This is a genomic window from Kribbella flavida DSM 17836, assembly GCF_000024345.1.
GTDB classification, from domain to species: Bacteria; Actinomycetota; Actinomycetes; order Propionibacteriales; family Kribbellaceae; genus Kribbella; species Kribbella flavida.
Genome location: NC_013729.1, coordinates 2,041,290 through 2,055,933 on the forward strand (window position 1 = coordinate 2,041,290; position 14,644 = coordinate 2,055,933).

Genomic DNA, 14,644 nt, shown 5'->3' on the forward strand with positions numbered 1-14,644 from the left:
CACGCCAGCGTTATCCGAGGGCCACGTCGGCGAACACCGCGTAGTGGTCGGACGGCGGCAGCCCGTTGTCCTCGGTCAGGCCGCGGATCCCGGCGTCGAGTACCTGCAACCGGTGCGGATCGCGGTGCGTGGCGAGGATGTAGTCGATCCGATGGTCCTCGATCCACTCACCGTGCCCGAGATACGGGTTGCCCGAGCTGTAGGTGTGACCGGCATCCGCCCGGCCGGACCAGCAGTCGGTCATCCGCTCGGTCAGCAGGCTGATCTCGGGGTGGTCCGGCGGAGCATTCAGGTCGCCGGCCAGCACGACCAGGCCGTCCCGCGTCGTCAGGTCCCGCACCAGCTCGTCCAGCACCTTGGCCTGTGCCATCCGTTGCTCGGCGTGGTCTTCTTCCCAGTCCAGGCAAGTGGTCACGAAGTCGACCCGCGGCCCCGGCGCCGCCGGCTCGATGTGCAGCGCGACCGTCTCGCCCCGTACGTGGTGCCGCTGAACCGCCGCCAAGGGCCACCGGCTCAGCACCGCCAGCCCCAGCTCGACCTCCGGGTCAGCGTCTGTGGGCATCCTGGACTTCGCGAACGCCGCGTGCAGGCCGAGCCGGGCACCGAGTACGTCGGCCTGCGTGGTCTCGGGGGTCGACCAGGCTTCCTGCACCGCGACCAGGTCGGGCTGCAGCGACCGGACAACCGCCACGATCGCGTCCTCCCGCTCCCTCCACCGGTCTCCGAACCGCCCCCAGACGTTCCAGGTCATCAGCCGCACAGCAAACCCTCCGAAATTCGCAGGCACCAGGTCGTGCCCCGGTACCCGATGGTCCGGTCACGTCAACTCGCTTCGGTCTCTTGCTGACTGACGCACACGGTGGACCGTGCCAACGGCAGGATGGTGGCCATGGAGCGACAGGAGATGGAGGCGTTCTACCGGCGCTACCTGCAGCGCTGCAACGAACGCCGGTTCGCTGAGCTGGGGGAGTTCGTCGCCGAGGACGTCGAGGTGAACGGGTCGCCGGCAGGCCTGGCGGAGTACGCCGGTGGGCTGGCCGCGGTGATCGAGCTGGTCCCGGACTTCCAGTGGGAGTTGGAGCATTTGCTGATCGACGGCAGTTGGCTGAGCGCGCGTCTGATCGACACCGGGACGACGCCGACCGGACGGTCCGCGACCAAGCAGGAGCTTGCGATGTACCGGCTGGACGGCGGCCGGATCGTGCAGTGCTGGGGCGATCTGGACCGCGAGCAGTGGACGACCTGAGCCGTCAGCTCACCGGGATGACGGTGTAGCCCCGGCGGCGGATGGCGTCGAAGGCGCGGTCACGGACCTCGTCGGACCCGAAGACGGCCACCACCTTCTTGGTGACCAGGTCGAACTCGGGCGGATCGACCCCGAGCTCAGCCAGGAGCCGGGTGATCGTCTGCGTGCAGTGGCTGCAGGTCATGTCCGGGACCTCGAAGACCTGACCGCCCGAGCTCGTCCCGGCACCGGCCGGCGCGGTGTGCTCGACCTGGACGGTGTCGAGCAGCCGGACGAACGTCTCCACGAAGGCCTGTGACAGCCCGGACAGCACGCTCGCCCGGTGCCCGTCGGCCTGGTGGGTGACCTGGCCGAGGCAGCGTGGACGTTCGCCTTCGCGCAGATGCGCGTACTGCGCGGCGCTCGACGGCGTGGTTCCGTGTGAGTCGAGCAGGGTCTCCAGCTCGACGTTGGCCAGCTGGGCCCGCTGGGCGAGCTCGCGCGCATGAGCCAGCTGAGCATCCTTGAGCGCGCGCAGGGCGATGGTGGTGTCGACGGAGTAGCGCAGGCCGTCGGCGAAGGTGACGAACGATGCCGGGACGATGCCGCGCCGGTAGGTCGTTGCCTGCAGCCCCCAGTGCCAGGTGGTCGCCACCGCGTGGAAGATCCGCCCGGCGTGCAGTGCGCGGGCGAACGCGGCGGGCGTCGCGTACGGCGTCTGCGCCGCCAGGTAGGCGTGCTGGACGAGCGTCCGGGCAGCGGCGTCCACGCCGGTCCGGAAGATGTCGAGCGGAGTCTTGTCGGTGGTCGTCGCGGCCAGGATCTGCGCTTCCTGGCGGTCGAGTCGCGCGGTCCGCTCGGCGAGCGTCGTACTGGCGGCGAGCAGCTTCCACAGCGTCAGCGTCGCCTCGCGCGCGACGATCGGGACCACCGCGCCGAGAGGACCGGTGTGCGCGACGTTGACGATGCCCTCGCTGTCCCGCCAGGTGATCCGCGCCCTCGCCGACGTGACCAGGTACGGCGGGCACGGTTGCAGGGAGCGGAGTACGTAGGTGAGCTGTCGCGCGGTCAGATGACTGCCCCGCGCGGGCCGGAGGATCTCCTCCCGGTACTCGATCGTGCGCCGCGCCGGCTGCTCGGGCATCTGCGGCCAGAAGTCCTCGCCACCGGCCAGACCGAACAGGATGCGCGCCGCGGCACCCCGGTCGTACGGAACGCGCGCGGGAACGGCATCACCGACCATCGACACCCTCCCGGCGGCTCGTTCCGTCACGACGAGTCACCTCGAGTTTAGGAACGAACGCCCCGCCCAGCTCTGTCACTCGGCGTGTTCGGAACCCGCGCCAGTCAGCGGCTCAGGTGCCGGTCTTGGTGCCGCCGAGGATCTTCCTGGCCTTGGTGACGCCCGCGTCAGCGGCTCCGTCGAGGTCGTCGGGGGCGCCGGCGAGCACCGACAGGGACAGCACGACGCCGTCCAGGCCGGTGGAGAACAGCACGACCTCGAGGCCTTCGAGCGCGCCGGAGGTCGCGGTCATCCGGACGGCGACCGGGGTGGTGCCGACCGGGGGAGCGGAGACCTCACGGACCATCATCGTCGACCGGCCTTGGCCGGGAATGCTGAGCGTCACGCCGCGGCAGGAGGTGATGGCCGACCGGAAGGACTTCTGCAGCGCCTGGACGGCCGCGGCCGAGCCCATCGCGTCCAGCCCCTCGTCGATGAACGGCCCGTCCTGACCGCCGGAGAACGACCGGTACGCCGACGCCTTCGAGCCCGGCGGCTTCTCCGCGTTCGCGAGCGCCACGAACCGCGCGCACCGGGCGTCCTTCGAGCTCAGCTGACCGGTGTCCTCGCCGCCACCCTCGTCGGGCTCGATGGAGAAGCCCGACGGCAGGTCGGACAACGCCAGCAGGGCCTTGGTGAGCTCGGCGGTGGTCGGCACCTTGGTCACCGGCGGCGCGGGCGTCGGCGAGGCCGTCGGCGTCGTTGTCGGCGTCTGCGTCGGCGTGGCCGACGGCGCGGCCGACGCCTGCGACGGCGAAACGCTTGCTGCCGGCGCCGAATCGCCGCCGCCCGACTCGTTGGAGCAGGCAACCAAACAGATCGCCAGAACAGCCGGAAGGGCGAGACGCAGCGGGGTGTTCTTCAGCACGGGAGCTCCAGTTCGTGGGCATCGTTGGGACGTCGCCGACCAGACTTCCCGGCACACCGAGGGTGATGCTAGCCGGTCGGTCACCTCAGGCGCTATCACTGCACGTAACAGTTCGACCCGCCCCGGAGCTACGCGACCGGCTCAACGCCGTACGGCGAGGTCAGTCGTCCGCGAGCAGTGGCAGGCTCAGCCGGAAGCAGGCGCCTTCGCCGACCGCGGTCTCCAGTTCGACGTCGCCACCGTGGGCACGGGCGAGCGACCGCGCGATGGCGAGCCCGAGGCCGGTGCTCGCCCCGCCCGCGTGGTTCCGGGAGCGGTCGGCCCGGTAGAAGCGGTCGAACACCCGGCCCGCCTGCTCGGCCGTCAGCCCCGGACCGTCGTCCGCCACCTCCAGCACCGCCCGCCCGTACGCCGTACCGACGCCGATGCGAACGGGTGTTCCCGGCGGGGTGTGGGCCGCGGCGTTGCCGACGAGGTTGGTGACCACCTGCCGCAACCGGGCCTCGTCGGCGTGCACCGGTGCCGGACCCGGCGAACCGGCGCCGCCCGGACCGGTGAGCTCGACCGGGCGGGACGGGTCGAGCGCCCGCAGGTCGTGCCGCGCGTCGGTGGCGAGCGTGCGCAGGTCCATCGGGGTCGGGTCGAGCGATCCGTCCGGGGCTTCGTCGAGCCGGGCGAGCAGCAGCAGGTCTTCGGTGAGACCGGTGAGCCGGGTGGCCTCCAGGTCGATCCGGCGCATCGTCTCGTCGACGTCGGTCCGCTCGGGCAGCCCGCCCATCCGGTACAGCTCGGTCGAGCCCTTGATGCCGAACAGCGGCGTCCGCAGTTCGTGGCTGACGTCGGAGAGGAACGTGCGCATCCGGGCCTCGGATGCGGCCCGGTCGGCGAAGGCCTGTTCCAGCTGGCCGAGCATGGTGTTGAGCGACGACGCCAGGTGCCCGATCTCCGTCCGGGGCGAGGCCAGCGCCGGCACCCGCTGGGTGAGGTCGCCGTCGGCGATCGCGGCGGCCGTCTGCTCGATCCGCCGCAACGGCCGGAGTCCGCGGCCCAGGGCGAACCAGCCGGCGGCTGTCAGCAGGACGAGCAGGAGGGCGCCGCTGACGAGGCTGCTGGTCCGCAGGCGGGCGATGGTGGCGTCGGCTTCGGTGAGTGGCGCGGCCGCGACCACCCGGCCGTCCCAGCCGACGGTCGGCCGGGCAACTGCCCGCCAGCGTCCGGAGCCGTCCGCGGCGGGCAACTCGACGGCTGTCCCGTCGGCGCGCATCGTGCGCAGGTTGTCCCGCGACGGCAGGGTCGCATCGTTCAGCTGTGTGGAGTGCAGCCCCCCGACGACCGTGCCTGCCGAGTCCAGGTAGACCAGGGAGGGGCTGCCGACGAGATCGAGCGCCGGGTCGAGCAACTCCGGACGGGCGCGGGGGTCAGCGGTCGTGGGCGGTCCGGTGGTCGGCACGCGGGACACGAGGTCCGTGAACGAGCGCAACTGGCGGTCGATCCGGTCGAGCTGGTAACGCTGCAGATTCTCCGCCACGACCGCGCTGACCAGCGTCAGCCCGGCGAGAAGCAGGCCCGAGGTGAGCAGCAGCAGCCGCGTCCGCAACGAGAGCCGCCTCACTGGCGCGGCTCCCGGATCACGTAGCCGACCCCGTGCACGGTGTGGATGAGCTTCGGCTCGCCGGCGTCGACCTTGCGCCGCAGGTAGGAGATGTAGGTGTCGACGATGCTCATGTCACCGCCGAAGTCGTACTGCCACACCCGGTCCAGGATCTGCGCCTTGCTCACCACCCGCCCGGCGTTCTCCATCAGGTAGCGCAGCAGCCGGAACTCGGTGGGGGAGACCTTGACGGGTTGTCCTTCCCGCGTCACCTGGTGCCCCTGCGCGTCGAGCGTCAGCGGACCCACGGTCAGGACGTCGGTGTGGTGGCCCGCGGTACGCCGCAGGATCGCGCGGATCCGGGCGATCAGCTCCTCCAGGTCGAAGGGCTTGGTCACGTAGTCGTCGGCGCCCAGCGACAGCCCGGTGACCTTGTCGGCCTGGCCGTCACGGGCGGTGAGGAACAGGACGGGCACCGGCCCGCTGTTGTTGCCCACCCGCCGTTCCCGCAGCCGGCGGACCACCTCGAACCCGTCCAGATCCGGCAGCATCACGTCCAGCAGGACCAGATCGGGTGGTTCCGCGGTGGCCGCGGCGACCGCCTCGGTGGCGGTGGCCGCGGACGTCACCTGGAACCCGGCGAAGCGCAGCGTCGCGGCGAGCAGCTCCCGGACGGTCGCCTCGTCGTCCACCACCAGCAGCCGCTCGGCGCGCAACCCCGGCGCCGGACCTGTTCGTTCCACGTCGGCCACCCTACGGACGCCTTCCCACCTCAGACGTCGCGCCGCCGGAAGACGGCGAACGCGGCGACGAGCACGGCGGCCACCCCGAGGCACATGCCGGCCAGGTTCAGCCAGGGGTGCGGGTACGCCGGGTCCGGCAGTGTCGTCATGATCGCGGCCCCGCCCTGGGTCGGCCAGAAGTCGAAGAGGCCTTCCATCCACGACGGGAAGACTCCGGACAGGGCCGGTACCAGGAACACGATGCCGACCAGGGTGGCGAGGGCTCCGGCGGTGGCCCGCAGGATGGTGCCCAGGCCGACGGCCAGCAGGGCGATGGCCGCGAGGTAGAGCCCGCCGCCCGCCACCGCGGCGAGCACCCCGGGGTCGCTGAGCGCGGCACTCGGCACGTCCTGCCCCGCGAGCAAGGCCTGTCCGATCCCGAAGGAGGCGAACATCAGGGCCTGACCGGCCAGCACCGCGACGGCCGTTGCCACCAGCACCTTGGCGGCCAGCAGCCGGTGCCTGCGGGGCGTGGCCGTCAGCGACGTCTGCATCAGGCCGGTCGCGTACTCGGAGGTGACCACCAGGATGCCGAGCACCCCGATGATCAGCTGAGCGACGATGTACGACGTCAGGCTGAGGTTGGTCGGGTCCCAGTCGGCCTTCTCCTCGGCCGTCGAGCTCGCGTACTCGCCGCCGACCGCGCTCATCGACAGAACCGTGATGCCGAGCCCGACGACGACCAGGCCGGCCAGCGTGTACCAGGTGGAGCGCAGACTGCGGAACTTGATCCACTCGGCCCGCACGGTCGCGGCGAACGGGACGGTGGGCGTGGGTGCGCTCATCGGGTCGCTCCCTGGTACTCGATGCTGTCCTTGGTCAGTTCCATGAAGGCGTCCTCCAGCGACGGGCGCTGCGGTGTGAGTTCGGTCAGCGCGACCCCGTGGTAGGCGGCGAGCTTGCCGATCGCCTCGCCGGTCAGGCCGGCGACGACGAGCGAGTTCTCGACGCCGTCGCGGACGACGCCGCCGGCGGCGGTCAGCCGCAGCGCGAAGGAACTTGCCTCGGGCGTGCGCACCAGAACGGTGCCCTCGCCGTTGGCGCGCAGGAACTCGCTCATCCCGGTGTCGGCGATGAGCCGTCCCCGGCCGATGACCACCAGGTGGTCGGCGGTCTGTGCCATCTCGCTCATCAGGTGGCTGGAGACCAGCACCGCCCGTCCCTCCCGGGCGAGCGAGCGCATGAAGTCCCGGATCCACCGGATGCCCTCGGGGTCGAGCCCGTTCACCGGCTCGTCGAAGATCAGCACCCGGGGGTCACCGAGCAACGCCGCAGCGATTCCGAGCCGCTGCCGCATCCCGAGCGAGAAACCGCCCGCCCGCTTGCCCGCCACGCCCTCCAGCCCGGTCTGCGCGAGCACCTCGCCGACCCGCTTCCGCGGCAGACCGTTGCTGACGGCAAGGGCCAGCAGGTGGTCGTGGGTGGTGCGGCTCCCGTGCACGGCGCCCGCGTCGAGCAGCGCACCCACCTCGGTCAACGGCCGCGGCAGTTCGCGGTACCGGCGGCCGCCGATGCCCACCGATCCCCGGGTCGGGTTCGCCAGTCCCAGGATCATCTTCAGGGTGGTGGACTTGCCTGCTCCGTTCGGCCCCAGGAAGCCCGTCACCTGCCCGGCCTCGACCCGGAACGACAAGTCGTCCACCACGGTGTCCGGCCCGTACCGCTTGGTCAGCCCTCGTACGTCGATTTCTGTCATGGCCCGATGCTGACCACCCGCGCTGACCGCTTCCGGTGAAGTTCTGGGAGAACCCTGGGAGTCTTCCGCGCCGCTCGCCCGGACCGGTCCCGGACTCACAGCAAACCTGCAGCTCCGTCAGAGGGTTCCAGGCCTCCCGCTGCGGTGGTCGTGAGCCGATGGCGAAGACCAGACCCAGCTGGCCAGCAGGTCCATGGCTTCGCGTGAGGTGGTGCCGGCTTCGGTGGTGTAGACGAAGAGAGTCTGGTCCGGATCACCCGGCAGGGTGAGGGTTTCGTAGTTCACGGTCAGGTCGCCGGCGACCGGGTGCCGGAACTGCTTGGACCCGAAGGTCCGCTGGTACACGCTGTGCGCGTCCCACCAGGCGCGGAACTCGCAGCTGTGCGCCGCAAGGTCCGCGACCAGTTCCCGGGCGAGCGGGTCGTCGGGGTCGGTGCCGATGTCCAGCCGGAGGTTTTCGACGACCGCCCGCGCTTGCACCTCCCAGTCGCGGCACAACGCCCGGGCCTCGTCGCTGAGCAGGATCCAGCGCGCGTAGTTCCGCTGCTTCACCGGCAGTTGGTCGAAGTCCGTCAGCAGGGCTCGCGCCAGACGGTTGCTGGCCAGGACGTCGGTCCGCCGTCCCAGGATGAACGCCGGCTGCCCGACCAGGGAATCCAGGAACTGGTGCAACCCCGGGCGGACCCGCTGGACCACCGGCGCGGACCGCCGCTTCCGGGGTGCGCTGGTCCCGATCAGGTCGCCGAGGTGGGTCCGGCCGGCGGCGTCCAGGTCGAGCGCGCGGGCGATCGCGTCGACCACTCCTGCGGTCGGCGTGATCCGCCGGCCCTGCTCCAGCCGGGTGTAGTAGTCGGTCGAAACCCCGGCGAGCAGGGCAACCTCTTCGCGGCGCAAGCCGGGGACGCGACGGATCCGCCCGTCGGCGGGCAGCCCGGCGCGGGCCGGATCGACCCTGCTCCGGGCGCGCCGCAGGAAGTCGGCGAGTTCCCGATTGGTGGCTGGCACCGCTCCATCGTCGCAGCAGCGGGCTCGTCCTGCCTGGCCCTCCGCGTCCTGGTCAGCCGTGACCCAGGCCGCGAAGGGCCGGTTGTGGCCCGTTCCGGCGGTCTCCGCAGCGCCACAGTGGAACTGCAGCCGGCGGCACCCGAGCGGCCGGCACCCACAGCGGAGAAGGACTGTTTTCCCATGACCTATCCGACCACTCGACCGGCCACCTGGCTCGTCACCGGAACGTCGCGCGGCCTCGGCCTCGAGCTCGTGCGGCAGCTGCTCGAGCGCGGCGACAACGTCACCGCGACCACCCGCTCCACCGAGCGCCTGATCGCGGGCCTCGACGGCACCGACACCTCCCGACTGCTTGCCGTCAGCATCGACCTTCGGGACCAGGCCGCCATCACCGACGCCGTCCGGCAGGCCACCGAACGGTTCGGTGGCCTCGACGTCGTGGTGAACAACGCCGGCTACGGCTTTCTCGCCGCGGTCGAGGAGACCACCGACGCCGAGGCGCGGGAGATGTTCGACGTCCAGCTGTTCGGGCTGTGGAACGTGCTGCGCGCAGTGCTGCCGGGGTTCCGGGCGCAGCGCGGCGGGCACGTCGTCAACGTCTCGTCCGTGCTCGGCCTGACCGCCGTTCCCGGCTGGGGTCTGTACTGCGCCGGCAAGTTCGCGGTCGAGGGGCTGAGCGAGGCGCTCGCCGGCGAGGTCGCGCAGTACGGCGTGAAGGTGTCCGTGGTGGAGCCCGGGTACTTCCGGACCGACTTCCTGACCACCGAATCGCTGGCGCTGCCGGCGGCGACGACCGACGGCTACGCCGCGATCCGCGAGATGACCGAGAACCACCTGCAGCTGCAGGGCAGCCAGCTCGGCGACCCGGTGAAGGGGGCCGCCGCGATCATCTCCCTCGCCGTGTCCGGCCAGGGCCCGCTGCACCAGCTGCTGGGGTCGGACGCCTACGCGTACGCCAACGCCAAGGTCGAGGCGCTCGTGGCCGACCTCGAGGCCGGCCGCGAGCTTGCCCACAGCACCGACTTCTCCCAGCCCCGGCCCGGCGGCCACCGGCCGGAGGCGCAGCGCCACGCATCGTGATTCGAGCAGGGAAGTTGCCACCCGAACTTATGCAACGCGTGATCAGCGCGACCGCCGGGGTACCCCGCCGGTACCCCGGACCTGAAGGAGCCCATGGTGGATATCGAGCAAGGTCTCAACAACGCGTGGAGCGCGGTAGCGACTTTCGTTCCCAAACTCGTGATGTTCCTGCTGATCCTGCTGATCGGCTGGATCATCGCGAAGGTGGTGTCAAAGCTCGTCGACAAGGTCCTCACCCGGGTCGGCTTCGACCGGGTGGTGGAGCGCGGCGGCGTGAAGAAGATGATGGCCAAGTCGGAGTACGACGCCTCGGACATCATCGCCAAACTGGTGTACTACGCGGTGCTGCTGATTACGCTGCAGGTCGGCTTCGGGGTCTGGGGCCCGAACCCGGTCAGCGCGCTGCTCACCGACATCGTGGCGTGGCTGCCGCGGGCGGCCGTCGCGATCATCATCGTCGTGGTCGCCGGTGCCATCGCCCGGGGCGTGAAGGATCTGATCAGCAACGCGCTGGGCGGCCTGTCCTACGGGAGCACCCTGGCCACGATCGCCTCGGTGTTCATCTGGGCGCTGGGCATCATCGCCGCGCTGAACCAGATCGGTGTCGCCACCACGGTCACCACGCCGGTGCTGATCACCGTGCTGGCCACTGTCGGCGGCATCCTCGTCGTGGGCGCCGGTGGCGGTCTGATCAAACCGATGCAGCAGCGCTGGGAGCGGTGGCTGGACCGCGCCGACACCGAGCTGCCGGCGGCCAAGGCCCACGCCGAGGCGTACCAGCGGGGCCGTGAAGACGTCAGCGGGCAGCCCGCGACCACGGCGATGCCGTCGACCGCGGGGACCCCGTCGGCCGGCTCCAGCGCGCCGGGGTACAGCAACCCGAACCGCTACTGACCGTCACGGCAGCAGTAGCAGTAGCAGAACGGCGGCCGGTCGGCTCTCGACCGGTCGCCGTTGCCGTCGGCGCCGCGACCGCAGAGGAGCCGCCGGCAATTAGGCGGCCAGGGCTCGGCGGTCAGGATTGCGGAACCACTCCGTCGTCCCAGCCGATCCTGGGGCTCGTGCCGCGCCACTCGTCAGCGAGCAGGCACACCGCGGCGAGCCGAAGGTCCAGCCACTCCGCGCCGGCCCACCCGCCCCGGCCGATTCGGCGTACCGGGCGGCCGAGCTCGGCGGCCTGGTCCACCAGACCGCGCCCGTACCCGGCGAGCAGCACCCGCGGGTCGACTCCGCGGCCCGACGGCACCCCGAGCGCCAGGATGTCGCGGACCGCCGCCGCATGCTGATCCAGCTGGGCGACGACCCCCGGAATGCGCAGTGCCGCGGCCAGCTCCGCGCGGCCGAGCGCGTCCCGCAGCCACTCCAGACTCGACTCCACCCGCCGGCGTCCCCGGCCCACCCATGCCTCGAACATGGCGACCACGGTAAATCCCCAGCTCGATCGCCGACAACGCACCATCTCAGTTCTCACCGAGGGTGATGCAGGGCGAGCGCGGTCTGGTGCGCCGCTGCGGGCCGGAAGACGGCTCCGTCGCGTCGGACTCCGCCGGGCTTCGCGCGGCCGTCCGGGCGGAAACCGTCATCGGGGATGCACGCCTCCACTCTACGAAGCAGCGGTGCACGCCGAGCTGGTTGAGGGCGGCCCCGGCGCTGCTTTCCGAACGCCGGGGCCTGGGCGCCAGGCACTCGAAATGCAGCCTGGAGCCGTACGCGGCCAGTTCCCCTTGGGCGGACTGGCACACGCGAGGCGTCACGCCGGGCGTGGCGGTCACTCTCCGCTGCGGGCCGCGGTGCCCACGCGTTGGAAGGTGGACTGGCTGCATCTACGATGCGGATGGAAGAACCACGTTCTATCGAGGGGTGACTCCGTGGCGCGAACGATCGGGCGGGAAGCGGGGTCCGGCACGCAGAGTGTCGAGCGGGCGCTGGTGCTGTTGTCGGAGTTCACCGAGGCGCATCCGCAGCGCCGCGTCTCCGAGCTGGTCGAGGCGACCGGCCTCGGGCAGTCCACCGTCTCCCGGCTGGTCGGCGCGCTGGTGGCGCTGGGATTCCTGGCGTACGACAAGCGCAGCGGGATGTACGTGATCGGCCCGCGGGTCGTCACGCTGGCCGGCATCGCGCTGAACGAGATGCCGGTCCACCAGCAGGCCCGCCAGGTCGCCCAGAACCTGGCGACCGAGCTCGACCTGGGCGCCAACGTCGCCGAGCGCCACGGAGCCGAGCCGTTCTACCTGTGCCACTTCGAAGGACGGTCCGCCGGGCGGTCGTCCACGCTGATCGGCCGGGGCGGTCCGCTGCACGCCACCGCCATGGGCAAGGCGCTGATCTCCGAGCTGCCGGTGCCGGAACGGACGGAGATTCTCGGCGGCGAGCTGGCGCGGTACACGCCGCACACCATCACCCAGCCGATCGACCTGGACAAGACGCTGCGGCAGGTGCGGGAGCGTGGTTACGCCACCGAGGTCGAGGAGCTGGCCTTCGGGCGGGCGTGCCTGGCCGCGCCGGTCCGCGACCGGACCGGCGCGATCGTGGCGGCGCTGTCGGTGTCCGGCCCGCTGTCGGCGATGAACCTTGCCGAGCGCGAGCAGCTGCTGGCGACGAAGGTCATCGAGCAGGCGGACCAGATTTCGTCCGGTCTGGGGTATCACGCGGCTGCTGCCGTGAGCTGAGCAGTCGCCGCACCACCTTTCATGGTCATCGCAGTGCGGACCCGGGATCGTGCCCGAGCAGAGCCAACTCGTCCCGGGTCGGCAGGCCTTCCCAGTCCCCGCGCACGCCGACGCAGAAGGCGCCGCAGGCAACAGCCCGCTCCAGTCGCCCTTCGACCGGCAGTTCGTCGAGCACCCCACTGAGATAGCCCGCGACGAAGGCGTCACCCGCACCGATGCTGTCCACGACAACTGTCTTCCGCGCAGCTCGATGCACCACCCCCGCCGGCGAGTGCGTCCAAGCACCCTCCCCGCCGGCCGTCACGACCACCTCCCGCGGCCCAGCCTCCAACACTGCGGCGACAGCAGCACCGGCACCGCCATCACCGTCGACCCCGGCACCGCCACTCGCGTCGGCTCCGGCGTCCGTGAGGATGCCGAGCTCATCCGCGGACGCGAACACGATGCTCGCCGACGGAATCAGTGGCCGCAGGCAAGCAGCTGCTTCCTTCTCCGACCACAGCCGCCGCCGGAAGTTCACGTCCAGCGACACGATCGACCCCTGCGCAGCAGCCGCCTGCACGACGTACTCGGTGGCGGCGCGAGCCTCGGGCGAGAGCGCCGGCGTGATCCCGGTGACGTGCACGACGCGCGGCCGCAGACGCTCCAGACCGACCTCGGCGTCCTCCCTGCTCACCATCGCCCCGGCCGACCCGCGCCGGTGGTAGCTCACCCGGGTGACGTCGTGCGCCGGCTGGTCGAAGGCGATGAAGCCGGTGAACGACGTGTCGCTCACCCTGGCGCCGCTCACGTCAACCCCCTCGGCGCGGAGCGTGCGCAGAACCAACTGCCCAGGCTCGTCATCGCCGACAGCCCCGATCCAGGCGGCCCGATGCCCCAGGCGGGACAGTCCGATCGCCACATTGCTCTCCGAACCGGCGATCGACAGCCGCACCGCGCCGCCGAGCCGCAGCGCGGAGTGGGACCGGAGCGACGCCATCGCCTCACCGATCGTCAGGACGTCGGTCATCCGGCGACCGCCTCGAGGAACTGCTGCGCCCGGCTCTTCAGCTGCAGCAGGTCTCCACCCTTCGCCGCATCGCCGAGCAAGGGCGAGCCGACGCCGACGGCGACCGCGCCCGCCCGCAGGTACTCCGGAGCGCTGTCCGCAGTGACGCCCCCAACGGCCACCAGACGGACGTCGGGCAAAGGTCCGCGAAGCTCCTTGAAGTACGACGGCCCGTGCACGCCCGCCGGGAAGATCTTCACCGCCGCGGCACCGAGGTCGACGGCCGCGACGATCTCACTCGGGGTCAGCGCCCCGCAGGCCAGCGGAAGCCCGATCTCCACGCTCCGCAAGGCGCCTCGCGTGATCGCGGGAGTCACGGCGAAGGCCGCACCCGCTTCCAGCACCGCGTCGGCCTGCGAAGCGGTCATCACAGTCCCCGCGCCGAGCAACACGTCGTCGCCGAACTCACCCCGCAGCCGGCCGATCGCGTCGACGCCACCCGGTGTGGTGAGCGAAACCTCCAGCGCCGTCACTCCAGCCTCCACCAGCACTCGAGCACAGGCGATCGCCGTCTCCGCCCCGTCCGCCCGCACGATGGCCAACAACCTGCGCTGCGAAAGCTCGCCCACCAGCTCAAGCTGCCCACGCCCGGCACCGGACTGGATCCCGTCATCCATCATGTGCACAAGATTGCCACGGTGTGGACCTGGTGCAGCCAGCGTTCAGGATTCGGCCCGGCACGCTGACTCACCTGTCTCACCGTGAGCAGTGAAGCGCTCCCAGGTGGCGGCCCGTTCCTGGAGCGGAGCTGTTTCCTGCTCGGCGCAGTTCAGGCGGAGGTGGCGGTCGCCGAAGGCCGCGTCGACGTACCCGCAGTGGTGGGGGTTCACCGGATCGGGGTGCGCGTAGGGCTGGAAGTAGCGGCAGGTGACGCACATCCGCTGCAGCGGGATGTCGCCGTTCTCCTGCAGGGTGCGGATGAGTTTGACCAGGCAGCGCAGAAAGACCGCCTGCTCGGCCGGCTCCAGGCCATCGACCGCGCGGGCCAGGAAGCTGGGCCACTCGGCGGTCTGGTCGGCCACCGCCTCTCCGCGCGGGGTGAGTTTCAAGGCCACGGACCGCTTGTCCGGCCCTGGTTCCTTCGCGACCAGGTCCTTCGCCACCAGCGAGCCGACCGTGTTGCTGGCGGTCGGGGTCGAGACGCCCAGGAGGCCGGCGAGCGCGCCGAGGCGCATCCCGTTCGGGTCGTCGCGCAGCAGGAGTTCGTGGCCAAGCTGGTCGAGGACCGCGCCCAGGTCACCGACGTTGACGTGCAGAAGCTGCACACCGCAGGGTTCGACGACGAAGAGGTGGTGGAGCTGGTGGCGCACGTCGCGCTCAACCTGTTCACCAACTACATCAACGTCGCGCTGGCCGTCCCGGTCGACTTCCCGAAGGTCCGCCTGCTGAACTCCTGAC

General features: G+C 71.1%; 17 protein-coding genes. 5 read left to right on the forward strand and 12 right to left on the reverse strand.

Annotated elements, in window-relative coordinates; translation table 11 throughout:
* Positions 1-10: 10 nt before the first annotated feature.
* Positions 11-751, reverse strand: coding sequence for an endonuclease/exonuclease/phosphatase family protein (locus tag KFLA_RS35425; RefSeq protein ID WP_148256591.1), 741 nt, complete (start codon positions 749-751; stop codon positions 11-13).
* A gap of 138 nt (positions 752-889) precedes the next feature.
* Here KFLA_RS35425 and KFLA_RS09650 point away from each other — a divergent pair, with 138 nt between their 5' ends.
* Entirely contained in the window at positions 890-1,246 is a 357-nt protein-coding gene (locus KFLA_RS09650; protein WP_012919604.1) for an ester cyclase, read from the forward strand.
* A 4-nt stretch (positions 1,247-1,250) separates the two neighbouring features.
* Here the strand turns inward: KFLA_RS09650 and KFLA_RS09655 are convergent, their stop codons facing one another.
* From KFLA_RS09655 to KFLA_RS09685, 7 genes are all read right to left on the reverse strand, one after another.
* The gene (locus KFLA_RS09655; protein ID WP_202797096.1) at positions 1,251-2,498 is read right to left on the reverse strand and encodes a heavy-metal-associated domain-containing protein; all 1,248 of its coding nucleotides are present in this window, start codon (positions 2,496-2,498) and stop codon (positions 1,251-1,253) included.
* 82 nt (positions 2,499-2,580) lie between these two features.
* On the reverse strand, positions 2,581-3,375 hold the full coding sequence (locus KFLA_RS09660; RefSeq protein WP_012919606.1) for a hypothetical protein: 795 nt from the start codon (positions 3,373-3,375) through the stop codon (positions 2,581-2,583).
* 160 nt (positions 3,376-3,535) lie between these two features.
* Positions 3,536-4,987 carry a sensor histidine kinase gene (locus KFLA_RS09665; protein ID WP_012919607.1) on the reverse strand — a complete coding sequence of 484 codons (1,452 nt, stop codon included), beginning with the start codon at positions 4,985-4,987 and terminating at the stop codon, positions 3,536-3,538.
* Entirely contained in the window at positions 4,984-5,718 is a 735-nt protein-coding gene (locus KFLA_RS09670) for a response regulator transcription factor (RefSeq protein ID WP_012919608.1), read from the reverse strand. Before KFLA_RS09670 ends, KFLA_RS09665 begins: the two co-directional genes overlap by 4 nt.
* Positions 5,719-5,738: 20 nt before the next feature.
* Entirely contained in the window at positions 5,739-6,533 is a 795-nt protein-coding gene (locus KFLA_RS09675) for an ABC transporter permease (RefSeq protein ID WP_012919609.1), read from the reverse strand.
* Complete coding sequence (locus tag KFLA_RS09680) at positions 6,530-7,444, reverse strand: ABC transporter ATP-binding protein (RefSeq protein ID WP_012919610.1); 915 nt, start codon at positions 7,442-7,444, stop codon at positions 6,530-6,532. The genes KFLA_RS09675 and KFLA_RS09680 overlap by 4 nt, the downstream gene beginning before the upstream one ends.
* A 117-nt stretch (positions 7,445-7,561) precedes the next feature.
* A complete protein-coding gene (locus tag KFLA_RS09685; protein ID WP_012919611.1) occupies positions 7,562-8,449 on the reverse strand; it encodes a helix-turn-helix domain-containing protein in 888 nt (295 codons plus the stop codon).
* Positions 8,450-8,629: 180 nt separating this feature from the next.
* Between KFLA_RS09685 and KFLA_RS09690 the strand changes: the two genes are divergently transcribed.
* Entirely contained in the window at positions 8,630-9,529 is a 900-nt protein-coding gene (locus KFLA_RS09690) for an SDR family NAD(P)-dependent oxidoreductase (RefSeq protein ID WP_012919612.1), read from the forward strand.
* 93 nt (positions 9,530-9,622) lie between these two features.
* Complete coding sequence (locus tag KFLA_RS09695; RefSeq protein ID WP_041289231.1) at positions 9,623-10,423, forward strand: mechanosensitive ion channel family protein; 801 nt, start codon at positions 9,623-9,625, stop codon at positions 10,421-10,423.
* Between the two features lie 121 nt (positions 10,424-10,544).
* Here KFLA_RS09695 and KFLA_RS09700 read toward each other — a convergent pair whose 3' ends face one another.
* Positions 10,545-10,943, reverse strand: coding sequence for a DUF6401 family natural product biosynthesis protein (locus KFLA_RS09700; RefSeq protein WP_063822815.1), 399 nt, complete (start codon positions 10,941-10,943; stop codon positions 10,545-10,547).
* A 454-nt stretch (positions 10,944-11,397) separates the two neighbouring features.
* On the opposite strand from KFLA_RS09700, the gene KFLA_RS09705 reads away from it, so the two are divergent.
* Complete coding sequence (locus tag KFLA_RS09705; RefSeq protein WP_012919615.1) at positions 11,398-12,198, forward strand: IclR family transcriptional regulator; 801 nt, start codon at positions 11,398-11,400, stop codon at positions 12,196-12,198.
* A 25-nt stretch (positions 12,199-12,223) separates the two neighbouring features.
* Here the strand turns inward: KFLA_RS09705 and KFLA_RS09710 are convergent, their stop codons facing one another.
* The 3 genes from KFLA_RS09710 to KFLA_RS09720 all read right to left on the reverse strand — a co-directional run bounded on the left by KFLA_RS09710 (position 12,224) and on the right by KFLA_RS09720 (position 14,511).
* Complete coding sequence (locus KFLA_RS09710) at positions 12,224-13,207, reverse strand: sugar kinase (protein ID WP_012919616.1); 984 nt, start codon at positions 13,205-13,207, stop codon at positions 12,224-12,226.
* The gene (locus KFLA_RS09715; RefSeq protein ID WP_237706763.1) at positions 13,204-13,815 is read right to left on the reverse strand and encodes a bifunctional 4-hydroxy-2-oxoglutarate aldolase/2-dehydro-3-deoxy-phosphogluconate aldolase; all 612 of its coding nucleotides are present in this window, start codon (positions 13,813-13,815) and stop codon (positions 13,204-13,206) included. Before KFLA_RS09715 ends, KFLA_RS09710 begins: the two co-directional genes overlap by 4 nt.
* A 93-nt stretch (positions 13,816-13,908) precedes the next feature.
* Positions 13,909-14,511 (reverse strand): MarR family winged helix-turn-helix transcriptional regulator, encoded by a 603-nt coding sequence (locus KFLA_RS09720; RefSeq protein ID WP_202797098.1) that lies wholly within the window; start codon positions 14,509-14,511, stop codon positions 13,909-13,911.
* Between KFLA_RS09720 and KFLA_RS09725 the strand changes: the two genes are divergently transcribed.
* Positions 14,497-14,643, forward strand: coding sequence for a carboxymuconolactone decarboxylase family protein (locus KFLA_RS09725; RefSeq protein WP_202797099.1), 147 nt, complete (start codon positions 14,497-14,499; stop codon positions 14,641-14,643). The two genes, KFLA_RS09720 and KFLA_RS09725, sit on opposite strands and share 15 nt — an antisense overlap.
* Position 14,644 lies beyond the last annotated feature (1 nt).

Bases quoted from the DNA above. Each gene is read 5' to 3' on its own strand.
- KFLA_RS09675 (WP_012919609.1), bottom strand. From the start codon at position 6,533: ATGAGCGCACCCACGCCCACCGTCCCGTTCGCCGCGACCGTGCGGGCC.
- KFLA_RS09700 (WP_063822815.1), bottom strand. From the start codon at position 10,943: ATGTTCGAGGCATGGGTGGGCCGGGGACGCCGGCGGGTGGAGTCGAGT.
- KFLA_RS35425 (WP_148256591.1), bottom strand. From the start codon at position 751: ATGACCTGGAACGTCTGGGGGCGGTTCGGAGACCGGTGGAGGGAGCGG.
- KFLA_RS09690 (WP_012919612.1), top strand. From the start codon at position 8,630: ATGACCTATCCGACCACTCGACCGGCCACCTGGCTCGTCACCGGAACG.
- KFLA_RS09650 (WP_012919604.1), top strand. From the start codon at position 890: ATGGAGCGACAGGAGATGGAGGCGTTCTACCGGCGCTACCTGCAGCGC.
- KFLA_RS09680 (WP_012919610.1), bottom strand. From the start codon at position 7,444: ATGACAGAAATCGACGTACGAGGGCTGACCAAGCGGTACGGGCCGGAC.
- KFLA_RS09695 (WP_041289231.1), top strand. From the start codon at position 9,623: ATGGTGGATATCGAGCAAGGTCTCAACAACGCGTGGAGCGCGGTAGCG.
- KFLA_RS09710 (WP_012919616.1), bottom strand. From the start codon at position 13,207: ATGACCGACGTCCTGACGATCGGTGAGGCGATGGCGTCGCTCCGGTCC.